A 15962-nucleotide genomic window follows, 5' to 3' on the forward strand; every position below is an offset into this window, starting at 1 on the left:
TCCTCCGCCTCCCGGTTGCTTGAGACACCCCGTTAGCGGACGGTCGCCGCGACAGGGGTGAGGATGATGAGCACGGATACGAGGGCAGATGCAGGCGCAGTCGGTCCTGGTCGCGGCGGGCGCATGTCCCGGCAGCGCAAACGGGATGCAGTGCTGCGGCTGCTACGCGGCGAGGACCTGGAGAGCGTCTCGCGCAGTCTGGGCGTGACCGCCGCGACCCTGTCGGGCTGGCGCGACGCGTTCCTGACGGCGGGCGAAGCGAGCTTGGCGACCCGGCCCCTTGATGCGGACGCGCTGGAGAGCGGGCGGCTGAAGGCCAAGCTCGGTGAGATGCTGATCGAGCGCGAGTTGCTGGAGGCCAAGATCGCCGCCCTGGAGGCGCGCGGCCCCGGCCCTTTGGCCCGCAGGCGGTCGCGGCCATGAGCCGGGCCGTCTCGCCTGCCAGCGGCAAAGTTTACGGACTGGCCCGGGTGTGCCGGATCTGGCGCGTGTCGCGCGCTACCGTCCACCGGCACCTCTCACCCGCCCGGCTCGTGCCGTCGCGGCGTCCCGGCCCAGTCGGGCCGATGCCGGATGCGGCGCTGCTCACGCAGATCCGCGCCATCATCACGGACTGCCCCTTCCACGGCGAGGGTCACCGCAAGGTCTGGGCGCGGCTGCGCCTCAAGGGCGTGCGCACCTCCAAACGCCGCGTGCTGCGCCTGATGCGCGCCCATGATCTGCTCGCCCCCTCTCGCGTCGGCACACCGCGCGGCCCGCGCAATCACGACGGCACCATCATCCCGGAGAGGGTGGACACGATGTGGGGCACGGACTTGACCACCACCTGGACGGCTGAGGGACAGGTCGCGGTGTTCGTGGCCGTCGACCACTGCTCGGCCGAGTGCGTGGGCATCCATGCGGCGCGTCGGGCCACACGGTTCGAGGCGCTGGAGCCGATCCGCCAGGGTGTGCGGCAGCGCTTCGGCGGCTTTACGGCCGAGATCGCCTCCGGCCTGAGTGTCCGGCACGACCACGGCAGCCAGTACATGTCGGACGATTTCCAGGCGGAGCTGGCGTTCCTGGGTATCGCGAGTTCGCCCGCCTTCGTGCGCGCACCGGAAGGAAACGGCTGCGCCGAGCGCTTCATCCGCACGCTCAAGGAGAACCTGCTGTGGGTGGAGCACTTCGACACGGTCGAGGACCTGCGTCGCGCGCTGCTGGCGTTTCGCGACCTCTACAATGAGACGTGGCTGATCGAGCGGCACGGGTTCCGACCCCCAGCCGCCGTTCGTGCCGCGCAGCTTCCACCCGCGGCCTTGGCCGCGTAGGCTTCAGATCGGTGTCTCACAATCCGCGGGCGGTACAGCCAGGACCATGAGGCTGGGCAACTTGGCTTGCATAGACGGCAGGTGCTCAGGCTCGAACAGTACCGGCACCCGCCCCGCTCCCTTCGCCCGAGCCACAGCCAAGCGATGGTTGCCGCCGACGATGATGATCTCGCCGGTGGTGTGAGGCTGGACCATGGCCGGGGTCATCGCCCCGCCCTCCGACCAGGGCGGCCAAGCGGCGACGAGCTTCCGGCATAGCTTCTTCTCGACCTTGGACTTGCGGTTGTCCTCGGTCGGATCGGGCGGCGTCTCGCCCTTCAACAGCACGAGGGCTTGGGTCCTCGTATAGAGCCCGGGCTTGGGCAGGTCTTACATTGCATCCATCGCTTTCCCGCTGTTGGGCTAGATCCGTACGTGAACCAATGGACCGCAGTTTGCTCGCCTGCGCCGTTGCCTTCGTGAGCCAGGCCGCCTGTCCGGTCTAACCGGGGTGCGGTTCAACTTGTGCCTACGGGCGCCGCAGGACGGTGCGGCGCGGCCGCCCGGGTCCCGCGACTCCATGTCCGCGTTTGGAGGAAGACAGCAACGCAACTGTGACCGAAATCAGCGGAGGGATGGACCCGACAGAACCGCCTCTTGGTCCGCTTCATCGCGCAACGTTGCGGCCTCGGCCAGGTACTTGGCCCTGATCTGCTCCTCCCGGTACTCGATTCTGTGAATCCCGACCAGATGTCCGCAAACCTCGAAGACCAGCCTTTCGGTTTCGTTGCTCGGCGAATTCCGGCGCAGCAGCGGACCGAGCGGTTCAGGGGCGGCCAGCAGACCCTGATGCGTTGGCACTGTCCCGCGAATCAGCTCCTGCAACGCCGCGGGCAGCATCTTTAGTTCGCCCTCGGCCTTCCTCTTGAGCTCGTCGGTGAGCCACTTCTCGTTTTTGGTCGGTGTATTGGCGACCAGCCTCGCAAGCTCGGCGAGCCGTTCGTCCCGCTGGGTGACACGCAGCTCGTCCATGTAGCCGGCATGATCGTTCGCGTAGGCGGTTGCAAGCTCCCGCGCATGGTCGAACGCGGCGTCGATCGCCGGTGGCCGCCTCCTGGGATTGTGGCGCAGCACGGCATCGCGGGTGCCGTCCTCGGACCGCAGCACGGTGAACATGACCGTCTGGGAGTGCGGCCGAAGGTATGGCCTATCCGTCAATGTGTACGGCAGCGAATCCAAGGGGACGACGCTCACCCACACCTCGTCGCCGAACGCGGCGGCGACGTGGCGTATCCCGAAAGGAGTTTCGTGTGTCTCGACATTCGCGACGCAAGCTTTGGTGGCGGTGAGCATGGGAACCTCCTGTGTACCGAAGCGAGGTTCGCGGTTGATCATGCAAGGCACAAACGTGAGGGCGGCGCGAGCGCCGCGCGGCTCCTGGATTCTCCGGAAGCGCGCCCGTACCAGATGTACGCCTACTTCCGGTCCCAGGCCGGCCGAGGCGACGTGCAGGTCGGCGAGTCATCAATCCCGACCCTCGTCAGGCGATCTCCGCGGTTCGAAGCGGGTCGGTACGTCGGTTGATCCTCGGCTGGCTTGCCGCGTTGCAGGCGACAGCGTCGTGTCCCTCCCGTTGCCCATACCGGAGGACGCGGCCGACGCTGCAGGTCGAACGTATCCGGGGCCAGGCGGTGGCGGCGAAGCCGCGGCGCCGCTAGCGGCGCACCGGTCCGGTCACATTCGCCCATATGCATCGCGACGTGCACACCCGGTCGGTTCCCGAAGGCGATCGCTCCCCGGGTTGCCCTACTTGGCGCGACGTTCGAGGACTACGGATTTCCCACTGCAACGTCCGTTTGAACGCGATCCCTCGTGGACGGGATTGCAACTCGATACGTCACGTCAAAGCCCATGCGCGAAGACCAAAGCCGCTTCGAGGACGCTTGCCATTCCATGGCGTGAACACGCAAACTCGGCGTTCGGAACCGACGGACGCGATCCGAAGGGCGGGAGGGACGACGCGCGATGGGCGGTCAGTACGGCTGGAGGTTGGGCGGACCGCTCTCCGTCCTGGGAGCCCACAGCTTGGCCAAGCACCGGACCTTCGCGGACTACACCCGTCGTTACAACGAGATCCTTTGCCAAAAGCCGCAGAAGCCAGAGCTGCGGTTGACCATCGTCGACGGCTTCTGCGGCGGCGGCGCGTATCGTTTCGAGGACGGGGTGGTCGCCGGCTCGCCCTTGATCCTTCTCCGCGGGGTCCGCGAGGCGGGTGGGGCCGATCGCCTCATTGCGGAGGCTTACACGGCCGAACGCCCGGTGCGCTTTCACCTCGACTGAGCCACACTCCGTCAGCATCTGCCGGAGATCGCCGCCAAGTCCGTCCTGCTGACGCAAATGAGCTCTGACATGCTCGCTCGCGCACCCGAAGCTGCAGAGAAGGCGGAAGACGGCTACGTCGTTCGATTCTGAACGAATGACTGCAATCTATCCCGTGCGGACCTCATGAGTGGGTACCAAGCATCGGGTTTGTTTCACTAGGATGTCTTCGAGGGAACGCGTCGACGGTATGGTTCCCCTGCGTTCGTCCGCCCTCGACATCCGTCGAGGCATCTCGCCGGCGATGGCTAACCGATGCCAGGGTTCGGACCGGGAAGGACGTACGGCCGCAGGACGTCAGGACCGGCATGCGCATCGTCTTCGCGTTCCACGACCTTCCGTCGGTTGGCCGCCCGATACCCGATGATGCCCACCGAGCCGGAGACTTCGCCGAGACCCGACTCCAGCAGGCCTCCGAACCGGACCATGTGGTCCCCGTCGTCGTAGCGAACGGACAAGGATGTGATCCTGCCGATCATAGCGGACTGGTCAATCATAGGTAGACTATTCGCCGTAGCGGACGGCAGGGGGGCAACTTATTCAGAGCACAAAGGGGGTGATTTTGCGGTAGGCCTTTTGGTTATGTGGTTGTCATGTATGAGAATTTGATTCTTGCAAGGGGTAGATTAGACTGCTTCCCCACACCGGACGCCGCCTTCGACATGCTGCAATTCGGCCTGCGCCTCGGCGCCCGGCCGCGCAACTGCGTGACGACGACCCCCCGGCCGGTGCCGCTGATCCGCCGCCTGCTCGCCGATCCGCGCACGGTGGTGAGCCGGGCCCGGACGCATGACAACGCCGCGCATCTCGCGCCGGACTTCCTCGACCAAGTGGTCGGGCGCTACGCCGGCACCCGGCTCGGCCGTCAGGAACTCGACGGCGAGCTCATCGCCGACCGGGACGACGCCCTGTGGAACCGCGCCGCGCTGGAGGCGGGCCGGGTCGCCGCCGCGCCCGATCTCGGCCGGATCGTCGTAGCGGTGGATCCCCCGGCCGCCTCCGGGGCGCGCTCGGATGCCTGCGGGATCGTGGCGGCCGGGCGCGCGGGGGGGCACGCCTACGTCCTGGCCGATGCGAGCCTCGCCCGCGCCACCCCGCAGGCCTGGGCGGGTACGGCGCTGGCGCTCTATCACCGGCTCCAGGCCGACGCCCTCGTGGTCGAGGTCAACCAGGGTGGCGAGATGGCCGCCGCCGTGCTCGGCCAGTGCGACCCCGCGGTGCCGGTCACGCGGGTGCACGCCACGCGCGGCAAGTATCTCCGCGCCGAGCCGGTCTCGCTGCTCTACGCCCGCGGACTGGTCCACCATGTCGGGGCGTTCCCGGCGCTGGAGGACGAACTGTGCGATTTCGGGCCGGACGGCCTGTCCGGCGGGGCCTCGCCCGACCGGCTCGACGCCCTCGTCTGGGCGCTGACGCATCTGATGCTCGGGCCGCAGGCCGAGCCGCGGATCCGGCGGCTTTGACCGCGGCGTCTAGAAAACAATTCGGCGCGCTTCCGTGAGAAGCGCGCCGGAGGTGGTTCGTGGTCTCTGGAACGAACTGCATCCTGTATACACAATGTCGTGCGCCAAAGCTGTAGCTGTCCTGCCACGGCGTGCCGTCCCGTGCTGGGAATCCCCACCACAATTCTTTCCGCTTGTGCGACGGCGGCGGGTGGATCGGGCCGCGCATCCTGGGGGCACGATCCTTGCCGTCAGCTTGGGGCGCCGCAGGCGCGCCCGGCATCCAGAACCTCGGGCCCCCGGCGGGTCCTGCATTCCGGACGGTCCAGCACGGGGGGCGCCGTCACGGAGGCGCGGTCAGGGTCCGCAGGGCGGCCCGGACGTCGGCCAGGGAGCCGACCAGGGCATAGCAGGCGAAAGCGTGCGCGCCGGCGGCGGCGTGCGCCACCCGGAACCGGCAGCTCAGGCGGTTCGCTCCGGCCTCGGCGTCGACCGCGAAGCCGGGTCGCGGCGCGTCGGGCTCCTGCTCCGGCGGGCCCGGCGCCCAGACCGCCAGGGCGTGCGAGCCCTCCGGCGTCGCCAGGATCACGGGGTCCGGCCGCTCCCCCGGTTCGGGATCGAGGGGCGCGATCCCGCCGCTGGCCGGGTCGAAGCGCCAGGCCGACGAGAATTCCGCCGGCACGGCGGCGGCGAGGGGTTCGAGCCGGAGCGCCGCCGCGGCCTCGGCCAGGTCGAAGCGGGCCTGCACCTCCACGGCGTTGCCGAGGCCGGGCAGGCCGAGGGCAATCCGCTTGTGCAGGATCGGCGCGGGCAATGCCGCGGCCGCGGCGCCCGTCGGGCAGTCTGACGGGGGCTCGTCGGCGGGATCGGACGGCCCGTCCCAGGCCATGCGGGTCTCGGTCTCGGCCCAGCTCCGTCCGGCGCGCAGGGCGCGGAGACGGCGCGCGGCGGGTTCGCCGGTGGGGTCCTGCGGGGTGCCCGCCTCGCTCGCCCGGCGGCAGCCGCCTCCGGACCCGACCTCCGCCCGCGCCTGCAGGGCATCGCCCGGTTCGGTATCGGCCAGGAACGTGACGCCGTCCCAGGTCAGGGTGTCCACCGCTCCGGCGACCCGCCGGGACAGGCGCAGGCTGATCTCGGACCGGCCGAAGGGGCGCGCCAGGATCAGGGTTCCATTGGGTTCCGGCCAGAGGGGCGCGGGCCCGGGCGCATCGCCGGCCCGGGCGGCCGCGGCGAGGAGCGCCGCGACGAGGCCGCCGAAACGGGCGGCGCGGAAGCGCGCCCGGAACCGCGCCTGGGGCCGTGTGGGGAACCGGGGCTGCATCGCGTGACCATAGCTCAGGAACGGACCGGCATGTCGACCCTCCTCGAACGGCTGGCGCGGGTGGCGCGCCGCGCCAGCGGCGGCCCGGCGCTCGCCACCAAGGCCGCCGCGGCCCCGGCCTTCGCCCTCTATGCCGAGGGCCGGGCCAGCTGGACGCCCCGCGATCCAGCGGCCCTCGCCCGGGCCGGCTACCAAGCCAACCCGGTGGTCCACCGGGCGGTGCGGCTCGTCGCCGAGAGCGCCGCGAGCCTGCCGCTGATCGCCACCGGCCCCGGGGCCGAGCGGGCGGGCGACCTCCTGGCGCTGCTGGCGCGGCCGAACCCCCGGGAGAGCGGCACGCACCTGCTTGAAACCGTCTATGCCGACCTCCTGCTCGGCGGCACGGCCTATCTCGAGGCGGTGAGCCTCGACGGGCGGATCGCGGCGCTCCAGGCTCTCCGGCCCGGGCGCATGCGGATGCTGCCGGGCCCGGACGGCTGGCCGACGGCCTATCTCTACACGGCGGGCGGACGCAGCCGCCGGTTCGATCTGCCCGAACCCGGGGCCGCCGTGGCGCCGATCCTGGCGCTGGCGCTGTTCCACCCGGACGACGAGACCGGCGGCCTCGCCCCGATCGCGGCCGCCGCCGCGGCCCTCGACATCCACAACGCCGCGAGCGCCTGGAACAAGGCGCTCCTCGACAATGCCGCCCGGCCGTCCGGGGCCCTGGTCTTCGCCGGGGCGTCGCTGTCCGAACCGCAATTCGATCGGCTGAAGGCGGAGCTGGAGGCGAATTACCAGGGGGCCGCCAATGCCGGCCGTCCCCTGCTGCTGGAGGGCGGCCTGGACTGGAAGCCCCTGGCGCTGTCGCCGCGGGACATGGATTTCGTCGCGGCCAAGAACGCGGCGGCCCGGGAGATCGCCCTGGCCTTCGGCGTGCCGCCGCTGCTGCTGGGGCTGCCCGGCGACAACACCCACGCCAACTACGCCGAGGCCAACCGCGCCCTCTACCGCCAGACCCTGATCCCCCTCGCCACCCGCACCGCGCAGGCGCTGGCCGGCTGGCTGGAGCCCGCCTTCGGCCCCGTCGACCTGGAGCCGGACCTCGATCGGATCGAGGCGCTGGCGGTGGAGCGGGAATCCCTGTGGCGCCGGGTCGAGGCCGCCGATTTCCTGTCGGTGGCGGAGAAGCGCGAGGCGGTGGGCTACCCGCCAGCGATGCCGCAGGAGCCGGGTTCCCGGTGAGGCGCAGGTCTCCCTCCTCCCGGCGCGGGGGAGGGAGGGCCCGTGGCAGTTCCGAACGTCCCCTCACGACCCGCTTCACGCGAGGATCCCCCCATGGACGGGCATTTCTCCGGCTATGCCAGCCTCTTCGGCGTGCCCGATCTCGGCCGCGACGTGGTGGTGCCCGGCGCCTTCGCGGTGAGCCTCGCCCGGCGTGGGGCCGCGGGGGTGCGGCTCCTGTTCCAGCACGACCCCGCCGAGCCGATCGGCCGGTGGCTCGCCCTGCGCGAGGATGGCCGCGGCCTGTTCGCGGAAGGCCAGCTCAACCTCGCGGTGCAGCGCGCCCGGGAGGTCGACGCCCTGATGCGCGGCGGTGGCCTCGACGGGCTGTCGATCGGCTTCCGCACGCTGCGCGCCCGGAAGGGCGCCGGCGGCGAGCGTCGGCTCCAGCAGGTCGATCTCTGGGAGATCTCGCTCGTGACCTTCCCGCTGCAGCCGGGGGCGAGGGCGAGCCCCAGCCCCGAGCCGGATCCGGAGGCCGACGCGATCCGCGGCCTCGCCGGCCTGATCGCACCGCTCCGCACCGCCAGACCCGCCGCCCGGCCTCGGCTGGCCGCGCGGTCCTGACTTTCACCCCGCCGACGAGGCTCACGATGGACGCCCAGACCCTGAACACCGATCCCGCCTTCGCGACGAAGAGCGGCCTGCCACTCCTGGAGAACAAGGCCGCGCAACCCGAGGGCGGCCCGGTCCGCTCGGCCCTCGACGAGCTCGCCGCCGCCTTCGCGGCCTTCAAGGAGACGAACGACGCCCGGATCGACCAGATCGAGGGCCGCCTCGGCGCAGACGTGCTCACGGAGGAGAAGCTCGCCCGGATCGACGCGGCCCTCGATGCCGCCCGCACCCGCCTCGACCGGATCGCCCTGGAGCGGGCCCGGCCGCCCCTCGGGCAGCCGGACATCCGCGAGGCGGGGGCCGCGCACGAGCACAAGGCCGCCTTCGATCTCTACGTCCGGGCCGGCGAGAGCGGCGGCCTGAAGCGCCTGGAGGCCAAGGCCCTGTCGGCCGGCTCCGGGCCGGATGGCGGCTACCTCATCCCCGACACGATCGAGCGCACCGTGCTGACGCGCCTCGGCCAGGTCTCGCCGATCCGGTCGATCGCCAGCGTGCAGCAGATTTCGGGATCCCAGTACAAGCGAGCGGTCTCGGTGGGCGCGCCGGTCACCGGCTGGGCCGCCGAGACCGCGCCACGACCGGAGACCGCCGCGCCGGCCCTGTCGGAGATCGCGTTCCCCGCCATGGAACTCTACGCGATGCCCGCCGCCACCCAGACGCTTCTCGACGATGCCGTGGTGGATCTCGACGCGTGGCTCTCGGCTGAGGTGGAGACCGCCTTCGCCGAGCAGGAGGGCGTCGCCTTCGTGTCCGGCAACGGCGCGAGCCGCCCGCGGGGCTTCCTCAGCTACGACACGGTCGCCAATGCCGCCTGGGTGCCGGGCAAGCTCGGCACGATCGCCACGGGGGCGGCCGGGGCCTTCCCGTCCGCCAGCCCGGCGGACGTGCTGTTCGATCTGGTCTACGGGCTGCGGGCGGCCTACCGGCAGAATGCCGGCTTCGTCATGAACCGGCGCACCCAGAGTGCGATCCGCAAATTCAGAGATGCGGAGGGCAATTACCTCTGGCAGCCGCCGCTCGCCGCCGGCCGGTCCGCCACGCTGATCGGCTTCCCGGTCACCGAGGCCGAGGCGATGCCGGATCTCGCCAAGGACAGCCTGTCGGTGGCCTTCGGCGATTTTCGCCGGGGCTACCTCGTGGTCGACCGCACCGGGATGCGGGTGCTGCGCGACCCTTACTCGGCCAAGCCCTACGTGCTGTTCTACACCACCAAGCGCGTCGGCGGTGGGGTGCAGGATTTCGACGCGATCAAGCTGCTGAAATTCTCCTGAGGGGATGCCGCGTCGCTCCCCCTCGGCGCTTTCGGATCGCCGCGCCGGTTCATCCGCGATGCGCGCTCCTCCGCCGTCTGGGGAGGCCCGGGACCGGGGGCGTTCGGACGTCACCGGACCGCTCGGTCCAGAGCCGCCCCCGCCCCTGGCCCCTCCCCACAGGGGGAGGGGGGACTGCACGCGTCCGGGACGGCGCCGGTCTCGGACGGGGACGTGTGATCCCTCGGGCCAGCGCCTTCAGAAGGACCGCGCGCCTTCAGCGGCCCGGATTGCCGTCGCGCAGGGCGCCGGTCGGCTCCTGGACGTGGGCCTCCAGGAACCAGAGGTGCTTGTCGACCGCCCGGGATATCTCGGTGAACAGGTCGGCCGTGCCGGGATCGCCCGCTTCGTCGGTCTCGTCGATGTTCTCGCGCACGGCGTTGGCGTAGCCGGCATAGCTGTCGATCAGCGCCGCGACGTGGTCGGCGATGGCGTAGATGCCGGTCGGGTAGGGCGGCAGCTTCGTGCGCTCGGCGACCACCTGGGCCGATCCGAAGGCCGTGGCGCCGAGCTGCACCGCGCGCTCGGCGACCTTGTCGTTGAGGTCGTCCAGCTCGGTGCGGAACCCGTCGAGCATCTCGTGGATACCGATGAACTGCGGGCCCTTCAGGTTCCAATGCGCCTGCTTGATCGCCAGGGCGAGGTCGATGCCGTCCGCGAGCCGTGCGTTCAGGGCGTCGATCGAGACCTTCTTGGCGTTCGAGTCGGTGTCGTTGCGGGTCTTGTGGGTCCGGGGTGTGGTACTGGTGCCGCTCTCGGCCATGCTTTCGCTCCGTCAGTCGAAAAGGTTCGGATGCGAAAGTGCCGGTGCGGCCTCAGGTTCCCGCAGCCGCGACGGATCCGCGGCGGCGGGACTGTTTCGCCGCAGGGCGCGCCTAGCGGTTGCGGCCGGGGCGCGCCATCCAGTCCGACCGGTTGCCGCGGGAGGCCGCCTCGCCGACCTGGATCCGCTGCAGTTCCGCCGAGCGCGAGGCGATCCAGCCGGCATGCTCGGCCACCGGCGTCACGGCGGTGAAGCCGCCGCAGGCGGTGCGGCGCGTGCCCTGCTGCAGGGCCCCGCTCGACCAGCTCACCACGCCGACGATCCGGTAGCCGCCGGGGCCTCCGGTCAGGATCGGGCCGCCGGAATCGCCCAGGCAGGCACCGGCGCCCGAGGTCTCGGCCATGCGCCGCCGGTCGGTCACGACGGTCACCCGGTTGGCGACCTGCAGGGAGCCGATCGACACGAGGTGGGCGAGACGCAGGACCCGCGCCGAGTTCCGCCGGTTCTCCGCCACCACGCCGAAGCCCGCGATGTCCACCGGCTCGCCGTTGCTGATCGAGCCGGCGCCCCGGGGATCGAGGGGCACGTAGTCATTGCCGAGCGGCTGCTCGAGCTTGAGCAGCGCCAGATCGACGCCGGGCTGATCCTCGGGGGTCGTGCCGGGCACGAAGTCCGGGTGCATGGAGGCGGCGATCACCGGGGTCCGGTGCTGCCGGAAGCTCCGGTCGACGCTGATCACCGTGTATCCGGCGGGGCGCATGACGCAGTGGGCGGCGCTGAGCACGAGGTCCGGGGCGATCAGCGTCCCCGAGCAGATCTCGCCCTCGGTGCTCTCGATGCGCACCACGAAGCTGCGCGCGCCGTTGGGATCCCGCGTCGTCGCGCCGTTGATCACCGCGGCGGCGGGCGTGGGGAGCAGGCCCGTCAGGGCGCCGAGCAGCGACACGCCGAGCAGGCCGCCCCACAAGCCGCCCCTCAGGCCGCCGCGCAGGCTGCGCTCGCGGGGGCCGGCCGTCCGGATCGGGCGAGGGGACATCGGGATCTCCGGGCGCGCGCTCTGCGCGGGTGGGGGCGCCGGATGCGGGAGGCGGCGCGCGGTGAGCCTAGAGCAAGGCAAGTGCCCGGCCAAGCTGAGGTTCCCTGCGCACACGTCGCCGTGACGTTACTCCGTCCAGCGCGCGGTCCGGTTCCAGCCACCGAGCACGCGATCGATCCAGCCGCGCTGCGGCCCCGTCAGGATGCCCTGGGTCAGGCCGCCGCAGGCGCCGCCGATCCAGGCCGACAGCGCCAGGACGGCCCCGTCCGGTCCCGCGATCGGGCCGCCGGAATCCCCCTGGCAGGCGCCGCCGCCCGTGCGCTTGAGCCAGACCAGGACCCGGCTCGGCCCGTAGGGCTCGATCACCGGCAGCCCGACGCTGCGATAGGTGCCGGTGGAGCGCGGATCGCCGGGCTTGGCCGCGCCGTAGCCCGACAGGGTCAGGATCTCGCCCGCCCGGGCCGGGGCGGCGCTCAGGGTCACGGGCGCGAAGCGGGTTGGCAGCGGCGTCGCGGTGCGCAGCAGCGCGAGGTCGATGGAGCGCCGCCGGGCCGCCGCCGCGCCGGGCGCGTAGCCCGGATGCAGCGCCTGCGCGGCGACCTCGACGAGGACCGGTTCGCCGGTGGCGTCACGGAAATGGACGCGGTGCTCGCTTGCGTCGGCGAGGCAGTGGCCGGCGGTCAGCACCGTGTCGGGGGCGAGCACCACGCCGGTGCAGACGCCGCCCTTCGACGACAGGACCATCACGGCCCCGCCGGCCGGCGCCTCGGTGCCGCCGACCACCGCCTGCGCCGGGAGGGCGGCGAGCGCCAGGATCGCCGCCAGGGCCGCCGCGAGGGCCGCCGCAAGGCTCCCCCCCGCCGGGTGGCGCACCGGGCGGCGCTTCGAGATCGGCATCGGACCACCTGCAGAGAGACGCGCGATGATCCCGTTACGCATCGAGGCCGCCGCCGTCGAGCCGGTGGGCGTGCCCGACCTGCGCGCCTACCTGCGGTTCGAGTCCGATGCGGGCGCCGACGAGGACGGGCTGCTCCAGGCCCTGATCAGTGCGGCGCGCGCGAGCCTGGAGATCGAGACCCGCCGGATCCTGATCCCGGGCCGCTACCGGATCGCCCTGTCCGCATGGCCGCCGGACGGGCAGGTGCCGCTGCCCCTGAGCCCCCTGGTCGCGCTCCTCCGCGCCGGCTTCGCGGAGGCTTCGGGGGGCGTCGCCGACCTCGCCGCGGGGCTCGCGCGCCTCGGCCCCGATCCGGGCGAGGCGCCGTCCCTGCGCATCGATCCCGCCGTGCCGGATCCCGCCGGCCGCACGATCCTGATCGAGGTCGCGGCGGGATACGGCGGGGACGGGCCGCCGCTCCCCGAGCCTCTGCGCCTCGCGATCCTGCGTCTCGCCGCCGCCCGCTACGAGCATCGCGGCGACGAGCCCGATGCCGCCCGTACCGACGCGGCCGAACTCGCCGCGCCGTTCCGGCGGATGCGGCTCTGACACGGCTGTGACGCTCGCTCCCGGAGTTTCCCCGATGGCGTCCTCGTCCCAACACCCGCCCCTCGGCGCGCGGCGCCGCCGCTTCGTGCTCGAACGGCCTCTGGAAGAGCCGGACGGCTTCGGGGGCGTGCTGCGCCGCTACGTGGCCGGCCCGGTCCTGTGGGGAGCCCTAGCCCCGGCGGGGATGGCCGATCGCCCGGCCGGCGGCCGCACCGACACGCTGCCCGCCTACCGCGTCACCCTGCGGAGCCGGGCCGAGCTCGACCCGACCATGCGGCTCGCCGCCGGGCCCCGCCGCTTCGCGATCCGCGCCGTCACCGAGCCGGATGCGCGGGGCCGCGACCTGATCTGCCACGTCGAGGAACTGCCCCGGGAGGGCCGGTCGTGAGCGATCCGGGCCCGCTCCTGGCGCTCCGCGCCGGCCTGATCGGCCGCTTCGCCGCCGATGCCGCCCTGGCGGCCCTGCTGGGCGGCCGGGTCCGGCTCTACGACGAGCCGCCGCGGGGCACGCTCCCGGTCTACGCCCTGTTCGGCGACGCCGAGATCACGGACGATTCCGTCGACGGCGCCGAGCGCCACCGGCACAGCCACGCGATCGTGGTGATCGCTCAGGCCGGCTCGGTGCGCACCGCCCTCGACGCCGCGGCGCGGATGGCGGCCCTGCTGCAGGACGCCGCGACGCCGCCCGTCCTCCCCCTTGCGGGCTGCCGGCTCGTCACCCTGCGGGTGCGGGCCGTCCGCGCCCACCGCGACGCCCGGACCGGCGAGGCCCGCGCGAGCCTGACGGTCGAGGCCGTCACCGAGACCCTGTGAGGAGAAGGCCGATGGGCGCGCAGAAGGGCAAGGACCTGCTGATCCGGGCCGGCGACGGCGCGGGCGGCTTCACGGCGGTGGCGGGCCTGCGCAGCCGCCAGATCACCCTCAACGCCGAGACCGTCGACGTCACCAACGCCGATTCCGCCGGGCGCTGGCGCGAATTGCTGGCCGGCGCGGGGGTGCGCCGGGCCGCGATCGCCGGCTCCGGCGTGTTCCGCGACCAGGCGTCGGATGCGCGCCTGCGGCTGCTGTTCTTCGAGGGCGCGGTCGAGGTGTTCCAGATCGTGATCCCGGCCTTCGGGACCCTGGAGGGACCGTTCCAGATCGCGAGCCTCGAATACCGGGGCGACCATGCCGGCGAGGTGACCTTCGACATGAGCCTCGAATCCGGCGGCGCACTCGCCTTCGCGGCGGCCTGAATCCCATGGCCAACCGGATCCGCGGCGAGGTGCCGCTCGACCTCGGCGGGCAGCGCTACACCCTCTGCCTCACCCTCGGGGCGCTGGCCGAGCTGGAGACCGCGCTCCAGGCCGGCGATCTTGCGGGCCTCGCCGCGCGCTTCGCGGGCGGGCGCGTCTCGGCCCGCGACCTGATCGCCCTTCTGGGCGTCGCCCTGCGGGGCGGCGGCCACGATCTCGACGACGCGGCGGTGGCGCGGCTGCCCCTGGCGGGGGGGCTCGATGCCGTCTCGGCCGCCCTGGGGGACGTCCTGGCGGCCGCCTTCGGGGAGGCGCCGGGCCCGGCAAACCCTCCCTAGAGCCGGATGCGGATCTGCCGCCGCGTCCGGCTCCGGGCCGCTTCCCCTGGGACGACGCCCTGGCCCTCGGCCTCGGCGCTCTGGGCTGGCGGCCCCGCGATTTCTGGTCGGCGACCCCGCGCGAATTCGCCGCCGCGCTCGGCCGGCGCGGCGGGCCGGAGCCCCTGACCCGCGCCGCCTTCGCGCGGCTGCTCGCCGCCTATCCCGATCCGACATGAGGCGCCCCGATGGCCGAGAGCGAGACCGACACCCAGGCCGACGACCGGATCAGGCAGCTCGAGACCCTCGACCGCCTGGCGCAGACTTTCGGCCGCAGCCTCGACACGGCCCTGACCCGCGGGACCGCCTCCGGTCGCAGCCTCGACGGGGTGCTCGGCACGATCGGGGCGCGCCTCGCCGGCGTGGCGGCGCGGGCGGCGGCCGGGCCGATCCAATCGGGCGTCACGGGCCTCATCGGCGCGATGCTGGGCTCGGGCTCGGAGACCGGCTTCGCCCGGGGCGGCGTGTTCCGGGGCGGCCGCGTCCAGCCCTTCGCCGCCGGCGGTGTCGTGGCCGCGCCGACCTACTTCCCCATGGCGGGGGGCGCCGGCCTCATGGGCGAGGCCGGCCCCGAGGCGATCCTGCCCCTGGGCCGCGGTCCGGACGGGCGGCTCGGCGTCGCCGCGGGCGGCGCTCAGGCCCGGCCGGTCTCCGTGACCGTCAACATCGCGACTCCCGACCCGGGAGCCTTCCGCCGCTCCGAGGCCCAGGTGACCGCGAGCCTCGCCCGGGCGGTGGCGCGCGGCCAGCGGGCGACGTGAGGGATCCCGCCGCCGACGCCCCGCTCCAACCGCCGAGTTCGCCATGGCCGATGACTTCCACGAGGTGCTGTTCCCCCTCGACGTGTCCCTGCGCGCGAGCGGCGGCCCGCAGCGGCTCACCGAGATCGTGACCCTGGCCTCGGGCCGGGAGCACCGGAACGGCCGCTGGGCCGATTCCCGCCGCCGCTACGATGCCGGGTTCGGCATGCGCGGCCTCGACGCGCTGCATGCCGTGCTCGCCTTCTTCGAGGAGCGGCGCGGGCGGCTCTACGGCTTCCGGTTCCGCGACCGGGTCGACGGCCGCTCCGGGCCGCCCGGCCGGCCGATCGGGCCCCTCGACCAGCCTCTCGGCACGGGTGACGGCACCGCGACCGCCTTCCCCCTGGTGAAGACCTACGGCGCCGGTCTCGCGCCCTATCGCCGCCGGATCGCCAAGCCGGTGGCGGGCAGCGTCCGGGTGGCGGTCTCGGGCCGGGAGATCGAACCCTGCGCCTTTGCCTGCGATCCGACCACCGGTCTCGTCACCTTCGCCTCCGGCCAAGTCCCGCCCCCGGGCGCCGCGGTGACGGCGGGCTTCGCCTTCGACGTTCCGGTCCGCTTCGACACCGACGCGCTGACCATCGACCTCGCCGCCTTCACGGCCGGGGAGATCCCGAAGGTGCCGCTCGTCGAGATCGTGCCCTGA

General features: G+C 72.7%; 20 protein-coding genes and 1 pseudogene. 14 read left to right on the forward strand and 7 right to left on the reverse strand.

Annotated elements, in window-relative coordinates; all coding sequences use genetic code 11:
- Nucleotides 1-66 precede the first annotated feature (66 nt).
- Nucleotides 67-1310 (forward strand): IS3 family transposase gene (locus BM396_RS23145; RefSeq protein WP_091994892.1). Its coding sequence is split into 2 segments (ribosomal slippage): nt 67-391 and nt 391-1310, totalling 1245 coding nucleotides; the frame shifts between segments, so codons are not numbered across the junction.
- Nucleotides 1311-1313: 3 nt separating this feature from the next.
- Here the strand turns inward: BM396_RS23145 and BM396_RS23150 are convergent.
- Complete coding sequence (locus BM396_RS23150; protein ID WP_043387363.1) at nt 1314-1637, reverse strand: ParB/Srx family N-terminal domain-containing protein; 324 nt, start codon at nt 1635-1637, stop codon at nt 1314-1316.
- A 276-nt stretch (nt 1638-1913) separates the two neighbouring features.
- The gene (locus tag BM396_RS23155) at nt 1914-2642 is read right to left on the reverse strand and encodes a hypothetical protein (RefSeq protein WP_043387362.1); all 729 of its coding nucleotides are present in this window, start codon (nt 2640-2642) and stop codon (nt 1914-1916) included.
- Between the two features lie 732 nt (nt 2643-3374).
- Between BM396_RS23155 and tcmP the strand changes: the two genes are divergently transcribed.
- Nucleotides 3375-3629 (forward strand): three-Cys-motif partner protein TcmP, encoded by a 255-nt coding sequence (tcmP, locus tag BM396_RS23160; protein ID WP_199807264.1) that lies wholly within the window; start codon nt 3375-3377, stop codon nt 3627-3629.
- A gap of 287 nt (nt 3630-3916) precedes the next feature.
- Here the strand turns inward: tcmP and BM396_RS23170 are convergent, their stop codons facing one another.
- Nucleotides 3917-4126 (reverse strand): hypothetical protein, encoded by a 210-nt coding sequence (locus BM396_RS23170; protein WP_139239532.1) that lies wholly within the window; start codon nt 4124-4126, stop codon nt 3917-3919.
- A gap of 189 nt (nt 4127-4315) precedes the next feature.
- Here BM396_RS23170 and BM396_RS23175 point away from each other — a divergent pair.
- Nucleotides 4316-5131: pseudogene (locus tag BM396_RS23175) on the forward strand (ATP-binding protein); the annotation flags it as partial.
- A 322-nt stretch (nt 5132-5453) separates the two neighbouring features.
- Here the strand turns inward: BM396_RS23175 and BM396_RS23180 are convergent.
- On the reverse strand, nt 5454-6431 hold the full coding sequence (locus BM396_RS23180) for a hypothetical protein (protein WP_043387359.1): 978 nt from the start codon (nt 6429-6431) through the stop codon (nt 5454-5456).
- 30 nt (nt 6432-6461) lie between these two features.
- On the opposite strand from BM396_RS23180, the gene BM396_RS23185 reads away from it, so the two are divergent.
- The 3 genes from BM396_RS23185 to BM396_RS23195 all read left to right on the forward strand — a co-directional run bounded on the left by BM396_RS23185 (nt 6462) and on the right by BM396_RS23195 (nt 9580).
- Nucleotides 6462-7655: a phage portal protein gene (locus tag BM396_RS23185; protein WP_043387358.1), complete on the forward strand. Its 1194-nt coding sequence runs from the start codon at nt 6462-6464 to the stop codon at nt 7653-7655.
- A 93-nt stretch (nt 7656-7748) separates the two neighbouring features.
- Nucleotides 7749-8261, forward strand: a complete 513-nt coding sequence (locus BM396_RS23190) for an HK97 family phage prohead protease (protein ID WP_043387356.1) — start codon at nt 7749-7751, stop codon at nt 8259-8261.
- Between the two features lie 26 nt (nt 8262-8287).
- Complete coding sequence (locus BM396_RS23195) at nt 8288-9580, forward strand: phage major capsid protein (protein WP_051976248.1); 1293 nt, start codon at nt 8288-8290, stop codon at nt 9578-9580.
- Between the two features lie 256 nt (nt 9581-9836).
- Here the strand turns inward: BM396_RS23195 and dps are convergent, their stop codons facing one another.
- From dps to BM396_RS23210, 3 genes are all read right to left on the reverse strand, one after another.
- Complete coding sequence (gene dps, locus BM396_RS23200) at nt 9837-10382, reverse strand: DNA starvation/stationary phase protection protein Dps (RefSeq protein ID WP_043353382.1); 546 nt, start codon at nt 10380-10382, stop codon at nt 9837-9839.
- A gap of 112 nt (nt 10383-10494) precedes the next feature.
- Nucleotides 10495-11418: a S1 family peptidase gene (locus BM396_RS23205; RefSeq protein ID WP_078947095.1), complete on the reverse strand. Its 924-nt coding sequence runs from the start codon at nt 11416-11418 to the stop codon at nt 10495-10497.
- A gap of 126 nt (nt 11419-11544) precedes the next feature.
- Nucleotides 11545-12315 carry a S1 family peptidase gene (locus tag BM396_RS23210; protein ID WP_043387355.1) on the reverse strand — a complete coding sequence of 257 codons (771 nt, stop codon included), beginning with the start codon at nt 12313-12315 and terminating at the stop codon, nt 11545-11547.
- Nucleotides 12316-12340: 25 nt separating this feature from the next.
- Between BM396_RS23210 and BM396_RS23215 the strand changes: the two genes are divergently transcribed.
- From BM396_RS23215 to BM396_RS23250, 8 genes are read left to right on the forward strand one after another with little or no spacing between them, the layout of a single operon-like run.
- On the forward strand, nt 12341-12904 hold the full coding sequence (locus BM396_RS23215) for a head-tail connector protein (RefSeq protein ID WP_043387354.1): 564 nt from the start codon (nt 12341-12343) through the stop codon (nt 12902-12904).
- Nucleotides 12905-12938: 34 nt separating this feature from the next.
- Nucleotides 12939-13292 (forward strand): head-tail adaptor protein, encoded by a 354-nt coding sequence (locus BM396_RS23220; protein ID WP_043349544.1) that lies wholly within the window; start codon nt 12939-12941, stop codon nt 13290-13292.
- Complete coding sequence (locus tag BM396_RS23225; RefSeq protein WP_043387353.1) at nt 13289-13717, forward strand: tail completion protein gp17; 429 nt, start codon at nt 13289-13291, stop codon at nt 13715-13717. Before BM396_RS23220 ends, BM396_RS23225 begins: the two co-directional genes overlap by 4 nt.
- 11 nt (nt 13718-13728) lie before the next feature.
- Nucleotides 13729-14139, forward strand: coding sequence for a phage major tail protein, TP901-1 family (locus BM396_RS23230; RefSeq protein WP_043349538.1), 411 nt, complete (start codon nt 13729-13731; stop codon nt 14137-14139).
- Between the two features lie 5 nt (nt 14140-14144).
- On the forward strand, nt 14145-14477 hold the full coding sequence (locus tag BM396_RS23235) for a gene transfer agent family protein (RefSeq protein WP_043387351.1): 333 nt from the start codon (nt 14145-14147) through the stop codon (nt 14475-14477).
- Between the two features lie 14 nt (nt 14478-14491).
- Nucleotides 14492-14695 (forward strand): phage tail assembly chaperone, encoded by a 204-nt coding sequence (locus tag BM396_RS23240; protein WP_075382066.1) that lies wholly within the window; start codon nt 14492-14494, stop codon nt 14693-14695.
- Nucleotides 14696-14704: 9 nt separating this feature from the next.
- Nucleotides 14705-15277, forward strand: a complete 573-nt coding sequence (locus tag BM396_RS23245) for a phage tail tape measure protein (protein WP_043387348.1) — start codon at nt 14705-14707, stop codon at nt 15275-15277.
- A 43-nt stretch (nt 15278-15320) separates the two neighbouring features.
- Nucleotides 15321-15962 carry a DUF2460 domain-containing protein gene (locus BM396_RS23250; protein ID WP_043387346.1) on the forward strand — a complete coding sequence of 214 codons (642 nt, stop codon included), beginning with the start codon at nt 15321-15323 and terminating at the stop codon, nt 15960-15962.

This window comes from Methylobacterium sp. UNCCL125, from assembly GCF_900116795.1.
GTDB lineage: Bacteria > Pseudomonadota > Alphaproteobacteria > Rhizobiales > Beijerinckiaceae > Methylobacterium > Methylobacterium fujisawaense.